The 15,933-nt window shown below is 63.9% G+C and carries 14 protein-coding genes; 11 read left to right on the top strand and 3 right to left on the bottom strand.

Going from position 1 to position 15,933, the window contains the following annotated elements:
• Positions 1 to 152 precede the first annotated feature (152 nt).
• Both NCS28_RS07635 and phaR read left to right on the top strand, forming a co-directional pair.
• Positions 153 to 893: a 3-ketoacyl-ACP reductase gene (locus tag NCS28_RS07635; RefSeq protein WP_250513257.1), complete on the top strand. Its 741-nt coding sequence runs from the start codon at positions 153 to 155 to the stop codon at positions 891 to 893.
• 216 nt (positions 894 to 1,109) lie between these two features.
• Positions 1,110 to 1,685, top strand: coding sequence for a polyhydroxyalkanoate synthesis repressor PhaR (gene phaR / locus NCS28_RS07630; protein ID WP_061179252.1), 576 nt, complete (start codon positions 1,110 to 1,112; stop codon positions 1,683 to 1,685).
• Between the two features lie 65 nt (positions 1,686 to 1,750).
• Here phaR and NCS28_RS07625 read toward each other — a convergent pair whose 3' ends face one another.
• Complete coding sequence (locus NCS28_RS07625) at positions 1,751 to 2,536, bottom strand: hypothetical protein (RefSeq protein ID WP_250513256.1); 786 nt, start codon at positions 2,534 to 2,536, stop codon at positions 1,751 to 1,753.
• A 269-nt stretch (positions 2,537 to 2,805) separates the two neighbouring features.
• Between NCS28_RS07625 and rimO the strand changes: the two genes are divergently transcribed.
• From rimO to NCS28_RS07600, 5 genes are all read left to right on the top strand, one after another.
• Entirely contained in the window at positions 2,806 to 4,143 is a 1,338-nt protein-coding gene (gene rimO, locus NCS28_RS07620) for a 30S ribosomal protein S12 methylthiotransferase RimO (protein ID WP_250513255.1), read from the top strand.
• A 4-nt stretch (positions 4,144 to 4,147) separates the two neighbouring features.
• Positions 4,148 to 5,071: a sugar kinase gene (locus tag NCS28_RS07615; RefSeq protein WP_250513254.1), complete on the top strand. Its 924-nt coding sequence runs from the start codon at positions 4,148 to 4,150 to the stop codon at positions 5,069 to 5,071.
• A gap of 42 nt (positions 5,072 to 5,113) precedes the next feature.
• Positions 5,114 to 6,298 (top strand): beta-ketothiolase BktB, encoded by a 1,185-nt coding sequence (gene bktB / locus NCS28_RS07610; RefSeq protein WP_250513253.1) that lies wholly within the window; start codon positions 5,114 to 5,116, stop codon positions 6,296 to 6,298.
• Between the two features lie 22 nt (positions 6,299 to 6,320).
• Complete coding sequence (locus tag NCS28_RS07605) at positions 6,321 to 6,962, top strand: hypothetical protein (protein WP_250513252.1); 642 nt, start codon at positions 6,321 to 6,323, stop codon at positions 6,960 to 6,962.
• A 70-nt stretch (positions 6,963 to 7,032) separates the two neighbouring features.
• Positions 7,033 to 8,226: a cystathionine beta-lyase gene (locus NCS28_RS07600; RefSeq protein WP_250513251.1), complete on the top strand. Its 1,194-nt coding sequence runs from the start codon at positions 7,033 to 7,035 to the stop codon at positions 8,224 to 8,226.
• 95 nt (positions 8,227 to 8,321) lie between these two features.
• Here the strand turns inward: NCS28_RS07600 and serB are convergent, their stop codons facing one another.
• Positions 8,322 to 9,161, bottom strand: a complete 840-nt coding sequence (serB, locus tag NCS28_RS07595) for a phosphoserine phosphatase SerB (RefSeq protein ID WP_250513250.1) — start codon at positions 9,159 to 9,161, stop codon at positions 8,322 to 8,324.
• 46 nt (positions 9,162 to 9,207) lie between these two features.
• Positions 9,208 to 10,164, bottom strand: coding sequence for a LysR family transcriptional regulator (locus NCS28_RS07590; protein WP_250513249.1), 957 nt, complete (start codon positions 10,162 to 10,164; stop codon positions 9,208 to 9,210).
• Positions 10,165 to 10,263: 99 nt separating this feature from the next.
• Here NCS28_RS07590 and NCS28_RS07585 point away from each other — a divergent pair, with 99 nt between their 5' ends.
• The 4 genes from NCS28_RS07585 to ligD all read left to right on the top strand — a co-directional run bounded on the left by NCS28_RS07585 (position 10,264) and on the right by ligD (position 15,901).
• The gene (locus tag NCS28_RS07585; protein WP_250513248.1) at positions 10,264 to 11,280 is read left to right on the top strand and encodes a zinc-binding alcohol dehydrogenase family protein; all 1,017 of its coding nucleotides are present in this window, start codon (positions 10,264 to 10,266) and stop codon (positions 11,278 to 11,280) included.
• 149 nt (positions 11,281 to 11,429) lie between these two features.
• Positions 11,430 to 11,981, top strand: a complete 552-nt coding sequence (locus tag NCS28_RS07580) for a DUF6013 family protein (protein ID WP_250513247.1) — start codon at positions 11,430 to 11,432, stop codon at positions 11,979 to 11,981.
• A gap of 269 nt (positions 11,982 to 12,250) precedes the next feature.
• Positions 12,251 to 13,171 (top strand): non-homologous end joining protein Ku, encoded by a 921-nt coding sequence (gene ku / locus NCS28_RS07575; RefSeq protein ID WP_250513246.1) that lies wholly within the window; start codon positions 12,251 to 12,253, stop codon positions 13,169 to 13,171.
• Positions 13,172 to 13,198: 27 nt separating this feature from the next.
• Positions 13,199 to 15,901: a DNA ligase D gene (ligD, locus tag NCS28_RS07570; protein ID WP_250513245.1), complete on the top strand. Its 2,703-nt coding sequence runs from the start codon at positions 13,199 to 13,201 to the stop codon at positions 15,899 to 15,901.
• The last annotated feature ends 32 nt before the right edge of the window (positions 15,902 to 15,933 follow it).

The following is a 15,933-nucleotide window of genomic DNA, read 5'->3' as shown; positions in this document are numbered from 1 at the left end:
CGCGATGCGAAGAAGGGTCTCGCGTCGCTGTGCATCGGCGGCGGCATGGGTGTCGCGCTGGCTGTGGAACGTCCGTAGGTCACTGGCGGGATTGGGAAGGGCCGGCGGGCGGCACGGAGATCGCCGTCCGCATAACGAAAATGGAGTGAGGAATGACGAAGCGCATAGCGTATGTAACCGGCGGGATGGGCGGCATCGGTACCAGCATTTGCCAACGTCTGCACAAGGACGGCTACACGGTCGTCGCGGGTTGTGGCCCGAATTCGCCGCGCCGGGTGAAATGGCTGGAAGACCAGAAGGCGCTCGGCTTCGACTTCATCGCCTCGGAAGGCAACGTCGGCGACTGGGAATCGACCAAGAACGCGTTCGACAAGGTCAAGGCCGAAGTCGGCGAGGTCGATATCCTCGTGAATAACGCGGGCATCACGCGCGACGTCGTGTTTCGCAAGATGACGCACGAAGACTGGACCGCGGTCATCGACACGAACCTGACGAGCCTCTTCAACGTAACCAAGCAGGTCATCGACGGCATGGTCGAGCGCGGCTTCGGCCGCATCATCAACATTTCGTCGGTGAACGGTCAGAAAGGGCAATTCGGCCAGACGAACTACTCGACCGCCAAGGCCGGCATTCACGGCTTCACGATGGCGCTCGCGCAGGAAGTGGCCACCAAGGGCGTGACGGTCAACACGGTGTCGCCGGGTTATATCGGCACGGACATGGTGAAGTCGATCCGCCCCGAAGTGCTGGAGAAGATCGTCGCGACGATCCCGGTGCGGCGTCTGGGCACGCCCGACGAGATCGGCTCGATCGTCGCGTGGCTCGCGTCCGACGAATCCGGTTTCTCCACCGGCGCGGACTTCTCGCTGAACGGCGGCTTGCACATGGGCTGACGGGCGGGGGGGGGGGGGGGGGGGGGGGGGGGGGGGGGNGGGGGGGGGGCGGGGGGGGGGGGGGCGCCCCCGCCCCCCCCGGGCGCCGCCCCCCCCCCCCCCCCGCCACTCGCCGGGTACATCAACGATGCGGCGAACATGCAGCAGCGCTTTTTTGCGACAACGCAAGACCTGCTTGCTGCCATCGCAGTAAAGTTTTGCGTTTAAAGGCGTTAAATGACCACCACTACTACTACAAAGAAAGCCGCCGAACGACTTATCAAAAAGTATCCGAACCGTCGGCTGTATGACACGGAAACGAGCACCTACATCACGTTGTCGGATGTGAAGCAACTCGTGCTGGATCAGGAAGACTTCAAGGTGCTCGACGCGAAGAGCAACGACGACCTCACGCGCAGCATCCTCTTGCAGATCATTCTGGAGGAAGAGAGCGGCGGCCTGCCGATGTTTTCGTCGGTGATGCTCTCGCAGATCATCCGCTTCTACGGTCATGCGATGCAGGGAATGATGGGCACGTATCTGGAGAAGAACATTCAGGCGTTCATCGATATCCAGCAGAAGCTGACGGAGCAGAGCAAGGGCATCTACGACGGCAACGCGCTCAATCCGGAAGTCTGGTCGCAGTTCATGAACATGCAGGCGCCGATGATGCAGGGCATGATGACGAGCTACATCGAGCAGTCGAAGAACATGTTCGTGCAGATGCAGGAGCAGATGCAGTCGCAGGCGAAGTCGATGTTCAACACCTTCCCGTTCCCGACGCCCACGCCGCCGTCGACGGAGAAGAAGTAAACCATTTCAAGGGCGCGTCCGCGGCAGGTTCGCGCGCCCGCCGTGAACGAGCGCGCGCCGTGCGCTCATAGTCCGCCTATCGCTCTCGCCGGATCCTGCAGCCACGCCGCGCCGAAATCCCCGCGATAGGTGTATGACCCGTGGTGCGCGAGCTTCGAGCGGGCATCCACAAAGACCTTTCCGCCCAGCTCGCGCCAGCGGCGGCAAAACGCGTAGTCCTCGGACAGATAGCGTCCGGTTTCACGGTCGACCATCACGTCGAAGAAGCGATGACAGTAGCCATGCAGCGGCGAGTCGGCCGGCGCGTCCGGCCGGTATCGCAGTTCGGGCATGCGCGCGATCATCGTTTCGAGTACCGCGCGGCGGATGCACATGAAGCCCGTCGGCGCTTCGTCCACTTCCATGAAGCCGTCGCTGTCGATCTCGACGCGCGCGCTGTCGTGCGAATTGACCGGATAGCGCAGCGCGCGCGTTAGAAACTGCTCTTGCGTGAGTCCGGCGGGAATGTCACCCGTCCAGTCGATGCGTTTCAACGGATACGCGCCCGCGACGACATCGCGATCCGCGAGCAACAAGCGCAGTGCCTGGTCCGGCGTGAAGCCAATGTCGGCGTCGATCCAGAAAAGGTGCGTGTGCTGCTTCTGCGCGAGAAAATGCGCGACGGCTTCGTTGCGCGCGCGGGTCACGAGGCTTTCGCCGGAGCGGATGCGCACCGAGCCTTGCACGCCGAGGCGCCAGAGTTCGTTGGTGAGCGTGAGCATGCTGGTGGCGTAGCCGGAGGTGACCTGGCCGGAATAGCAGGGCGTGATGAAGAGGGGATTGAAGTTGCGCAGGGCGGAGGCGTCGAGCATGAAAACGGGTTGTACGTGAGTCGAGAGCGATGAAAGGAGCGGCGGGTCCGCGTTTTTGCGCGAAGTTTGCAGCGTCCGGCCCAAGTACGAAATGGGACAAAGACGGAAAGCGGGACAACGAATAAAGCGGCATCGGGCGCGCGGAACCGGCCTTCCCGACACTCCGAGGTAAAATATTGGATTGGCCTCGTGCGCTCCCACAAGACACTCTTCCCGTGAAAAATTCTTTAGATTCAATCGCCCGGACGACTCCCGCGCCGAAAATCGGCATGGTTTCACTCGGGTGCCCGAAAGCGTTGGTCGATTCCGAGCAGATCATGACCCAGCTGCGCGCCGAAGGTTACGAAATCTCCGGCACCTATGACGGCGCGGACCTCGTCGTCGTCAATACGTGCGGCTTCATCGACGAAGCCGTGCAGGAAAGCCTCGACGCCATCGGCGAGGCATTGAACGAAAACGGCAAGGTCATCGTCACCGGTTGCCTCGGCGCGAAAAAGAGCGCGAGCGGCTCGGGCCTCATCGAAGAAGTGCATCCGAAAGTGCTCGCCGTCACCGGTCCGCACGCGACCAACGAAGTGATGAACGCCGTGCACGCGCATCTGCCGAAACCGCACGATCCGTTCACCGATCTCGTGCCGCCCGCCGGCATCAAGCTCACGCCGCGCCACTACGCGTATCTGAAGATTTCGGAAGGCTGCAATCATCGTTGCACGTTCTGCATCATTCCGTCGATGCGTGGCGATCTCGTGTCGCGTCCCGTCGCGGAAGTGATGCTCGAAGCTGAAAATCTTTTCAAGTCCGGCGTGAAGGAACTGCTCGTCATCTCGCAGGACACGAGCGCATACGGCGTCGACGTGAAGTACCGCACGGGCTTCTGGAACGGCAAGCCGCTCAAGACGCGCATGACCGATCTGGTCGGCGCGCTCGGCGAACTGGCCGCGCAATACGGCGCGTGGGTGCGGCTGCACTATGTCTATCCGTATCCGAGCGTCGACGACGTCATCCCGATGATGGCCGAAGGCCCGCTGCGCGGCCACGTGCTGCCGTATCTCGACGTGCCGTTCCAGCACGCGCATCCCGAGGTGCTAAAACGCATGAAGCGCCCGGCGAACGCCGAGAAGGTGCTCGAGCGCGTGAAGACGTGGCGCGAAATCTGTCCCGATCTGACCATCCGCAGCACGTTCATCGCGGGCTTTCCGGGCGAGACGGAAGAGCAGTTTCAGACGCTGCTGGACTTCATCGAGGAAGCGGATCTGGATCGCGTCGGCTGTTTCGCGTACTCGCCGGTCGAAGGGGCCACCGCGAACGAACTCGACGGCGCGCTGCCCGACGAAGTGCGCGAGGAACGCCGCGCGCGTTTCATGGAGTTGGCCGAAGCGCTGTCGGCGAAGCGCATGAAGAAGAAGGTCGGCAAGACGCTGAGGGTGCTCGTCGACGAAGTGAGCACGGACGGCGGCATCGGCCGCACGGCGGCGGATGCGCCGGAAATCGACGGCGTCGTCTACATCGCGCCGGCGACGAAGGCATCGAAGCGCTACAAGGCCGGCGACTTCGTGTCGGTGAAGATCACCGGCGCCGATGGCCACGATCTCTGGGGCGAGGTGTAAATCCATGCCGCAAACGCCGCACATTCTCGCGCTCGGCGAGGCGATGATCGAGTTCAATCAGTCGACGCGCGATCAGCCGGACTATCTGCAAGGCTTCGGCGGCGACGTTTCCAACTTCCTCATCGCGGCATCGCGCCAGAGCGCGGCGACGGGCTTCGTGTCGGCGGTCGGCAACGATCACTTCGGGCAATTGCTCCTCGATCTGTGGCGCGCGGAAAACGTCGATACATCGACGGTCCGCGTGGATCACGACGCGCCCACGGGCGTCTATTTCGTGTCGCACGGCGAGAACGGGCATCGCTTCGACTATCTGCGCGCGGGCTCGGCGGCGAGCCGTTATGCGCCGTCGCATCTGCCGCTCGACGCGATCGCCGCGGCGAAGGTCGTGCACCTGTCGGGCATCAGCCTCGCGATCGGCGTATCGGCGTGCGACGCCGCGCTCGCCGCGATCGATCACGCGCGCACGCACGGCGTGAGGGTCAGCTTCGATACGAACCTGCGCCTGAAGCTGTGGCCGCTCGCGCGCGCACGCGCGGTGATGCTCGAAGCGATCCGCTCGACCGATATTTGTCTCCCGAGCTGGGACGATGTCACTCTGCTCACGGGCCACGAAGACAAGGACGCGATCGTCGACGCGCTGTTGAATCTCGGCCCGAGGGTCGTCGCGCTCAAGCTTGGCCGCGAAGGCGCGTATATCGCGACGCCCGACGAGCGGCGCGTCGTGCCGGGCCGTGTCGTGAAGGCGGTCGATGCGACCGGCGCGGGCGATTGCTTCGGCGGCGCGTTCATCGCGCGCATCGTCGCGGGCGACGATCCTTTCGCGGCGGCGCGTTATGCGAACGTCGCCGCGGCTTTGTCGACGCAAGGCTTCGGCGCAGTCGCGCCGATTCCCGACAAGGCCACCGTCGAGCGCGCGCTCGGCGAATAATCCATCGATGATCTGACGAACACAACCAGCGGAGACGGCAACATGCAACGTGAAGTAGTGGTGGTGAGCGGCGTGCGCACGGCAATCGGCGATTTCGGCGGTTCGCTGAAGGATTTCTCTCCGACCGATCTCGGAGCGCGCGTCGTGCGCGAGGCGCTTTCGCGCGCGAATGTCGCGGGCGACGAAGTCGGGCATGTGGTGTTCGGCAATGTCGTTCATACCGAGCCGCGCGACATGTATCTCGCACGCGTCGCGGCGCTCGACGGCGGCGTCACGCGCGACGCGCCCGCGCTCACGGTGAACCGCCTGTGCGGCTCGGGCCTGCAGGCGATCGTGTCGGCGTCGCAGTCGATCCTGCTCGGCGATGCGGATGTCGCGATCGGCGGCGGCGCGGAAAGCATGAGCCGCGCGGCGTACATCATGCCCGCCGCGCGCTTCGGTCAGCGCATGGGCGATACGCGCATCGTCGACATGATGGTCGGCGCGCTGAACGATCCGTTCGACAAGATCCACATGGGCGTGACGGCCGAGAACGTCGCGCAGAAGTTCGGCATCACGCGCGAGATGCAGGACGCGCTCGCGCTCGAATCGCATCGCCGCGCGGCGAAGGCGACCGAAGCCGGTTACTTCAAGGACCAGATCCTGCCGATCACGCTCGCGTCGAAGAAGGGCGACACCGTGTTCGACCGCGACGAGCATGTGCGCATGAACGCGAGCTCCGAAGACTTCGCCAAGCTGAAGCCGGTCTTCGCGAAGGAAAACGGCACGGTGACGGCGGGCAACGCGTCGGGAATCAACGACGCGGCGGCGGCCGTCGTGCTGATGGAGCGCGGCGTCGCGGAAAAGCGCGGCGCGAAGCCGCTCGCGCGCCTCGTCGCCTATGCGCACGCGGGCGTCGATCCGAAGATCATGGGCATCGGCCCGGTGCCCGCGACGCGGAAGGTGCTGGAGCGCGCGGGCTTGTCCGTCGACGATCTGGACGTCATCGAAGCGAACGAGGCATTCGCCGCGCAGGCGTGCGCCGTGTCGCAGGAACTCAAGCTCGATCCCGCGAAGGTCAATCCGAACGGCTCGGGTATTTCGCTCGGGCATCCGATCGGCGCGACCGGCGCGCTCATCACCGTGAAGGCGCTGTACGAGCTGCAGCGCATCGGCGGGCGTTATGCGCTCGTGACGATGTGCATCGGCGGCGGGCAGGGCATCGCGGCGATCTTCGAGCGCATTTGAAGGACGAAGGATGATGCGAAGCATGAAAGGGCCGCGCCTGTTCGCGGCTTTTGCGATCTCGACCGCGCTCGTCGCGCTTTGCGGCTGCAATTCGCCGATGCCGCCGGGTTCGTCCGGCGCGTCCGGTGTTATTCCAGCCGATCAGCGCGAACCCACGGGCGCCGATGCGCACGGCGCGCAAGCCGCCATCAAGGAGCTTGCGCTGCCGCCGCAGAAGCCGCTCACGCCGAATCCGGAATACGCGCGTTTTCCGCGCTATGTCGGCACGCTCGGCAACAGGCAAATCGAGATGAAGCTCGGCGCGAAAACCGACGAACCGTCCGGCGTGCACGGCGAATACAAGTTCGCCGGCAGCCCGAACGTGATTCTGGTCGCGGGCGATCGCGACGGCGACACGCTCGAGATCGAGGAATCGAACGACGGCACGCATATCACGGGCAACTGGGTCGGCAAGTTCGCGGCGGACGGCAGCGTGTCGGGCGAGCGCATGGACCCGGACGATTCGAACGGGCAGCCGTTCGATCTGCGCCCGGCAGTCGCTGGCCAGACCTTGCCGCCGATGAGCGCGGCCAAGGCGCCGCCCGCGCCGTCGCTGGAACCCGCGCCGCCCGCGCCGCCGAAGAATGCGGTGGGCGGCACGAGCAACGTCATCATCGGCGAATGACGCGGCTTCTTCGCGCCGCCCGCGCATTGTCCGGCGGCGGTCTCTTCGTTTTCCGTTTTGCATTCAAGACATGACTGATTCCAGCAACAACGCACGCGACCTGCAGACGCGCATCGTGCAGCCCGAGGACCGCATCACGCCCGGCTTCGAGTCGTTCTCGGTGCCGGTCGCGCGCGCATCGACCGTGGTCTTCCCCGATCTCGCGACGATGCGCTCGCTCGTCTGGAGCGACGATTCCAGATGGCGCTACGGCCTGCACGGCACGCCGACGACCATCGCGCTCGCGCAGCGCCTCGCGGCGATCGAAGGCGGCGAATTCGCGCTGTTGCAGCCGTCGGGGCTTGCGGCGATTTCCAACGTCTACTTCGGTCTGGTGAGAGCGGGCGATCACGTGCTCGTGCCCGACAACGCCTATTCGCCGAATCGCGAACACGCCGACTGGCTCGCCGCGGACTTCGGGCTCGAAGTGACCTACTACGATCCGATGACCGGCGCGGGCATCGCCGATGCGATCCGTCAGAACACGAAGCTGATCTGGCTCGAAGCGCCTGGCTCGGTGACGATGGAAGTGCAGGACGTGCCGGCGATCGTGGCGGTCGCGCGTGCGAAGGGCATCGTCACGGCGATCGACAACACGTATTCCGCGGGCCTCGCGTTCAAGCCGTTCGAACATGGCGTCGACATTTCCGTGCAGGCGCTGACGAAGTATCAATCGGGCGGCAGCGACATCCTGATGGGCGCGACCATCACGCGCGATCCCGAACTGCACAAGAAGCTGAAGCGCGCGCGCATGCGGATGGGCATCGGCGTATCGGCGGACGATGCATCGCTCGTGCTGCGCAGCTTGCCGTCGATGAAAGCGCGTTACGAAGCGCATGACCGCACGGCGTTCGCGCTCGCACAATGGCTCGGGACGCGGCCCGAGGTGGCGACGTTGCTGCATCCGGCTTTCGACGATTGTCCGGGTCACGCGTTCTACGAGCGCGACTTCAAGGGCGGCGCGGGCGGCCTGTTCTCGATCGTGTTCGACGGCCGCTACACGGCGGCACAAGTCGATGCGTTCGTCGAAGCGCTCGAACTGTTTTCGATCGGCTGGAGCTGGGGCGGCGCGCATAGCCTCGCGATGCCTTACAACGTTTCTTCGATGCGCACTGCGTCGAAATGGCCGCACGAAGGCGTGCTGGTGCGCTTTTATGTCGGGCTGGAGGCGGAAGCGGACCTGCGGGCGGATCTGGAAGCGGCGCTTGGCAAGGCGTTGGGCTGAAGCGTTTTCAGGGAGCCTTGCTTGGTTTTTCGCCGGATCGCGTTCGCTAGAACGGGATCCGCCGAAAAGCCCGAGCGCGTTGTTTCCAAAATCGTTCAGAACAACCGCAGCAACCCATCAAGCCCAACGAAGTTGAACGCAACGCTCGCCGACTGCCGCACGACTGGCTTCGCACGGAACGCCACCGACAAGCCAGCTTCGGCCATCATCTTCAGATCGTTGGAACCGTCACCCATGGCGATGGCGCGTTTCGGATCGATGCCGATCGTCGCGCACGTATCGATCAGCGTGCGCGCCTTCACATCCGCGTTCACGATGTCTCCGACGACCTTGCCGGTCAGCCTGCCATCGACGATTTCGAGCGTGTTCGCGCGCGTGTAATCGAGGCCGAGCCGCGCCTTCAGCCGCTCGGTAAAAAACGTGAATCCGCCCGACACGAGCAGCGTCTTCAGGCCCGCGGCGCGCGCGCCTTCGAGCATGCGTTCCGCGCCCGGCGAAAGCCTCAAGCGTTCCTCGTAGACACGCGCCAGCGCGCTCGCGTCGAGCCCCTTCAGCAGCGCGACGCGCCGCGTGAGGCTTTCGTTGAAATCCTTGATCTCGCCGCGCATCGACGCTTCCGTGATCGCCGCGACCTCGGCCTTCAGCCCGCAGAAATCGGCGATCTCGTCGATGCATTCGATCGTGATGAGCGTCGAATCCATGTCCATCGCGACGAGGCCGAAATCGGCGAGCTTCGCGTTCGGCTCGACGTACGCGTAATCGAGCGCATGCGCGCCGCAGTAGGCGTCGATATCGGGGCGCTGGAGCGGATCGGCGTCGATCAGGCGCAGCAGCGTGTCGTCGACGCGTCGCGTGTCGTTCGAACGGGCGAGCGCGGCGAGCGGCTTCAGATGCGAGTCGGAAATCGGGGCGAGGCTTTGAATGACGAGATTCATCGGGAAGCAGGCGCGTGAAGGCGGAAACCGCCATTGTAAAGAACCTTCAGCGCTGCACGCGCGCCGGATCGACGTCCCAGTACGGCGGCTCGCCGAACTGCGCCGCCAGGAAGTCGATGAACGCGAGTGTTTTCGGCGGCACGAACGCGCGGCTCGGATACACGGCCCAGATCGCGACGGTCTGCGCGAGCGGGTAGTCGTCGAGCACGGTGACGAGTTCGCCGCTCGCGAGCAGCGGCGCCACGCTCCACGTCGATTTCAGCCCGATGCCGATGCCCGCCGCGAGCGCATCGCGGATCACTTCGCCGTTGTCCGTCACGAGCCGCCCCGACACGCGCACGTCGATCACGCCGGTCGGCGTCACGAAACTCCAGTCGCGCTGATCGGCGAGGATCACGCATTCGTGCGCGGCAAGATCGGCCGGATGACGCGGCGTGCCGTGCGCGGCGAGATACGCGGGCGACGCGCACAGCACGCGCCGGTTGCTCGCGAGCTTCCTTGCGACGAGCGTCGAATCCTTCAGCGCGCCGATACGGATCGCGAGGTCGATGCCTTCATCGACGAGATCGACGATCTGATCGGTCATACGCAGATCGACCGTCACGCCGGGATACGCGCGCAGAAACGCGGGCATCAGCGGCGAGATGTGCTGGCGGCCGAGCGACGAGGGCATCGTCACGCGCAGGCGTCCGTGCGGATGCTCGCGTGCACGCCCGACCGACGCGCGCGCGGCCTCGGCGGCGTCGAGCAATTCGCGCGCGTGCGCCGCAAAGATCTCGCCTTCCTGCGTGACGGAGACGCGCCGCGTCGTTCGATGCAAGAGCCGCGCGCCGAGCATGCGCTCCAGCCCCGCGATGCGCGCGCTCGCCACCGCCGGCGACAGCCCGAACTCCCGCGCTGCCGACGATAGATTCGCCAGCGCCGCCGCACGCATGAACAGGCCGACGTCTAGCAGATCGAGTCGTTCTCGGGTTGCGCCGTCCGTCAGTGGATCGCTAACCATTTGATGGATTTCCCGAAAAATGTTTCAGCGATTATGACCGTTTTCGAGATGGCGATCGCGCACTATGATCGATGCAAATCCACTCGACGGAGCACAAGCATGAAAGCTATCGGCCTTACGCGTTACCTTCCGATTTCCGATCCCGAATCGCTCATCGACATCGAGCTCGACAAGCCCACGCCGACGGGCCGCGACCTGCTCGTGAGAATCGAAGCGATCGCCGTCAATCCCGTCGACACGAAAGTGCGCGCGCCGAAGGACAAGGTCGAGGACACACCGCGCGTGCTCGGCTGGGACGCGGCGGGCGTCGTGGAAGCGGTCGGTCCCGAGGTCACCCTGTTCAAGCCGGGCGACGCGGTCTACTACGCAGGCGACATCACGCGGCAGGGCGCGAACAGCGAGTTCCATCTGATCGACGAACGCATTGTCGGCGCGAAGCCGAAGTCGCTCGATTTCACCTGCGCCGCCGCGCTGCCGCTCACGACCATCACTGCGTGGGAAGCGCTCTTCGAACGGCTGGGCGTGTCGGCGGAAGGCAAGGACGCAGGCAAGTCGGTGCTGATCATCGGCGGGGCGGGCGGCGTCGGCTCGATCGGCATTCAGCTCGCCAAGCGCATCGCGAAGCTTCAGGTGATCGCAACGGCATCGCGGCCCGAATCGGCGCAATGGGCGGAGGATCTCGGCGCGGATCACATCGTCAATCACTTCGAAGACATCCCCAAGCAAATGAAGGACTTGGGGTTTGCGCAAGTCGATTACGTGCTGATCTTCAACGACACCGACAAACACTTTCCCGCGGCCGCCGAAGTCATCAAGCCGCAGGGCGCAACCGCGACGATCGTCGAGAACGCGAAGCCGCTGCCGGTCGAATTGCTGAAATCGAAGAGCGCGGCGTTTCACTGGGAGTTCATGTTCACGCGCGCGATGTTCAAGACGCCTGACATGATCGAGCAGCACAAGCTGCTTTCCGAAGTGGCGCGGCTGATCGACGCAGGCACGATCCGCACGACGCTTGGGAAGGATCTCGGCAAGATCGATGCGGCGAATCTGCGCGAGGCGCATCGGCTGCTGGAAGAAGGGCGCACGGTCGGCAAGCTCGTGCTGACCGGCTTCTGAGCGCGCCTTGACGAACGTCATCGACCGTGCCGCGCACGCGGGTTTTCCACTAGGATGAGCCCGCAGCCGGGGCGCTAGACTGAACCAGCCTACAGCACGCTGGCGCCTCGCGCCGGCTTTCCCCCAGCGCTCGATACGGAGGTGGCGGCATGAATCGTCGTTTGATCGTTCGTCGCATCGTTTCCGTCGCCGCGCTCGCACTGTTCGCGGCGACCGCCCACGCGACGCCAGGCATCAAGGTTCTGTCCGAAGCGCCCAACGACGGTCCCATCAAGTACACGGTGAAGATGGCGTCGAAGAGTTTCGGCAACGAGCAGGAAACGCGCACCATCCGTTCCGGCCAAACCGACGACTTTACTTGGCAGGGCACCGCGCCAGGCGGCGCGCAGGCCGTGCCGGACGGTTGCCCGCAAGCGGCGTCGGTGCCGAAGAGCGCGGACGGGCAGGCGGTGCGGCAGGTGCAGATCCGCTTCGCGCCGGTCGTCGCCGACAATGGTTCCGCGAATGTGCAGATCAGCTTTCGCGCCTACGCGCCGAAGGGCACGAGCAAGGTGACCGTGGGCGGCAAGAGCCTGCAATGTCCGGTCGACAATCGCTTCAGCCAGATCGTGCGTTTCTCGATGCCGACATCCACGGGCTCGAAGAAAACGGTTACGCTCGACGATGGCACGCAGTTGACCGTTACGGCGAGCCGCAAGTAAGCGTCGATGTCCGAAGCGCCGATTCGGGTCGGCGCTTTTGCGCCATATTGTCCGCAACTAACGGTCTTTATTTTCGTTCACCAGGAAGCGCCAGACGCACGGATATACGCGGTAAGGCTTACAGATCCGAAGGGCGAGTAAACGCAATGGACCCGACGCCGCGCGCGTCGGCGCTCGCGCGCCGGTTGGCACGCTTCGTGCGAATCCATTCGATACCGCGCCGATTGCCGGCGTATCCATCGACTCGATCCGACAGCGAAGGTGCCGCGATGCCGCACATGATCTGGAAAGGCGCGATCAGCTTCGGGCTGGTCCACGTCCCCGTGCAACTCTATCCGGCGACGCAGTCGGAGAAGGTCGGCTTCAATCTGCTCGACAAGCGCTCGATGGATCCGATCGGCTACAAGCAGATCAACAAGAACACGGGCAAGGAAGTCACGCGCGACAACATCGTGCGCGGCTTCGAATACGAGAAGGGCAAGTATGTCGTGATGACCGACGCCGAAATCCGCGCGGCCAATCCAGAATCGACGCAGACGGTCGATATCCTCGCCTTCGTCGATGCCCCGGAAATTTCCTTCCTTTCGCTCGATACGCCTTACTATCTCGCGCCCGATCGCAAGGGCGAAAAGGTCTATGCGCTCTTGCGCGACGCGTTGAAGGATACCGGCAAGGTCGGCATTGCGAGCGTCGTGCTGCATAACAAGCAGCATCTGGCGGCGCTGATTCCGGTCGGTCCCGCGCTCGCGCTCAACACGCTGCGCTGGGGCGAGGAGGTCCGCGACTTCAGCCAGTTCAAGTTCCCCGATGAAGACACGAAGAAGGCCGGCGTCACGCCGAAGGAACTGGAGATGGCGAAGCGTCTCATCGACGACATGAGCGACTCGTGGGATCCGACGAAGTATCACGACACCTTCAAGGACGACATCATGGCGCTCGTCGACAAGAAGGTGAGGGAAGGCAAGGTCGCCGAAGTGATGAAGATCGAGGAGGGCGGCGAGGAAAAAGCGTCCGCCGAGATTCTCGATTTGTCGGAATTGCTCAAGCGCAGTCTGAAGAAAGGCGGCGCGACGAAACGCGGCGCGAAGGCCGCGCCATCCGACGACGATACCGGCGACGAATCCGGCGAGGAGTCTGGCGAAGAAAAAGCGCGCCCGGCACGCAAGACGACGCGTCGCAAACGCGCGTGAGTCACGCAGAGACGACGATAGACGACGATGGCTGACAAACTCGAAACCTATCAGCGCAAGCGCAGCTTCGACAAGACGCCGGAGCCCTCCGGCGCCGCTAAAGGCAGTGCGCGCGCGAAGCAATCCGCGAAGCAGGCGCTGTCCTTCGTGATCCAGGAACACGACGCGCGCCGTCTGCATTACGACTTTCGGCTGGAACTCGATGGCACGCTCAAATCGTGGGCGGTGCCCAAAGGGCCGAGCCTCGATCCATCGGTGAAGCGGCTTGCGGTGCATGTCGAAGATCATCCGCTCGATTACGGCTCGTTCGAGGGCGACATTCCCGAGGGCAATTACGGCGCGGGCAGCGTCATCGTGTGGGATCGCGGGACGTGGGCGCCGCAGTCGGGCAGCATCGAGGAAGCCGCGCGCGAGTACGAGAAAGGCAAGCTAAAGTTCGTGCTCGACGGCGAAAAGCTGCACGGCGGCTGGACGCTCGTGAAGAGTCACATGCGCGGCAGCGGCGACAAGGAGCAGTGGCTGCTCATCAAGGAACGCGACGACGAAGCGCGTCCCGAAGCCGAATACGACATCCTGCTGAAAAAGCCGGGCAGCGTCATGTCGGCATCGCTCGGCGCGCGCGACAAGAACGGCGCCATACTCGAGCGTACCGAACGCAAGGCCGTCGCGAAGAAGACGCCGGCACGGAAAACGGTGGCCAAGGAAGCGAACGGACACGCGCATCCGGATATCGTCGCGAATCGCAGCGCCGAATCGTTGCGCACGTTGTCGCACGAACCGGCGATCGAAGGCGCGCTCAAGGCGAAGTTGCCCGCGACCTTCAAGCCGCAGCTCGCGACGCTCGTCGATGCCGCGCCGCCCGGAGATGATTGGGCATACGAAATAAAATTCGATGGCTACCGCATACTCGTGCGCATCGAAACGATCAAGGGCAAGCGCGAGATCCAGATCTTTACGCGCAACGGCAACGACTGGACCGCGAAGTTTTCGAAACAGGTGAAGGCGCTCGACAGGCTCGATATCGAAAGCGGCTGGCTCGACGGCGAAGCCGTGGTGCTCGACGATCGCGGCCTGCCCGATTTTCAGGCGCTGCAAAACGCGTTCGACGTGGGACGCCCGCAGGACATCGTCGTGTATTTCTTCGACGTGCCGTATCTGAACGGCTACGACCTGCGCAACGTGCCGATCGTGCAGCGCCGCGCGATCCTGAAGGCGCTCGTCGAGCCGATCGACGATCCCGTGCTGCATTTTTCGCAGGACTTCGCCTTTCACGCCGACGATCTGCTCAAGAGCGCCTGCGACATGGCGCTCGAAGGAATCATCGGCAAGCGCATCGACAGCACGTATGTGTCGGGGCGCAGCGCCTCGTGGATCAAGCTCAAGTGCCGCCGGCGTCAGGAGTTTGTGATCGGCGGCTATTCGGAGCCGTCGGGCAGCCGCGGGCAGTTCGGCGCGCTGCTGCTCGGCGTGTACGACGCGCACGGCAAGTTGCAGTACGCCGGACGCGTGGGCAGCGGCTTCGATCACGCGACGCTCGTCGCGGTGAAGAAGGAGCTCGACAAGCGCGAAGTCAAGCGCATGCCGTTTGCGAGCGAGCCGCAGGAACGCAGCCGTACGCCCGTGCATTGGGTGAAGCCCGAACTCGTGGCCGAATGCAATTTCGCGGAATGGACCAAGGAGCGTATCGTGCGACAAGCCTCGTTCGTCAGTCTGCGCGACGATAAACCCGCGCGTGAGATCGTGAAGGAAGAGCCGGCATCGGCGAAGAAAGTGGCGTCGAAGAAAACGCCTGCAGCAAAGAAAACGCCCACGAAGGCCAAAGCAAGTTCGGCCGAAATCGAAGGCGTGAAGATCAGCCATCCGGATCGCGTGATCGACAAATCGAGCGGCTTGCGCAAGATCGATGTCGTCGAGTATTACGCATCGGTCGCCGGCTGGATGCTGCCGCATCTGAAGGACCGGCCGGTGTCGCTCGTGCGCGCGCCGGAAGATATCGGCGGCGAGTTGTTCTTTCAGAAGCACAGCGCGCGGCTCGCGATTCCGCATATCACGCAGCATCCGGATATCGATCCGGGGCATCCGCCGCTGCTCACGATCGAATCGCCGCAGGCGCTCGTCGGCACGGCGCAAATGGGCACGATCGAACTGCATACGTGGAACGCGGTGGCATCGAACATCGAAAAGCCGGATCGCATGGTGTTCGATCTCGATCCGGGCGAAGGCGTCGGCTGGGAACGCATGGTCGAGGCCGCGAAGCTGACGCGGGAACTGCTCATCGAGCTCGGTCTCACGTCGTTCTGCAAGACGAGCGGCGGCAAGGGCTTCCATGTGGTCGTGCCGCTCGCGAAACAGGCGGGCTGGGACGAGATGAAGGACTTCTCGCAAGCCGTCGCGCAGCATATGGCGAGCACGCTGCCCAAGCTCTTTTCCGCGAAGATGGGCATGCAGAATCGCAAGGGCAAGATTTTCATCGACTATCTGCGCAACAACCGCGGGTCGAGCACCGTGGCGGCGTTTTCGCTGCGCGCGCGGCCGGGGCTCGGCGCATCGATGCCGCTTTCGTGGGATGAACTCGATGACGTCACGAGCGGCGATCAATGGAACATCGGCAACGTGCGCGAGCGGCTCGATGCATTAAACAGCGATCCGTGGGCGGGCTACGAAAAGGCGCGTCAACGACTGACGGCCGAGATGAAGAAGCGGCTGGGCATGAACGGTTCACGCAAGTGAGCACGCAAGTGAGCGTTCACACAGGGAGAAGA

It is taken from the genome of Caballeronia sp. INDeC2, assembly GCF_023631325.1.
Taxonomy (GTDB): Bacteria; Pseudomonadota; Gammaproteobacteria; order Burkholderiales; family Burkholderiaceae; genus Caballeronia.
This window is presented reverse-complemented; position numbering and strand designations above follow the sequence as displayed.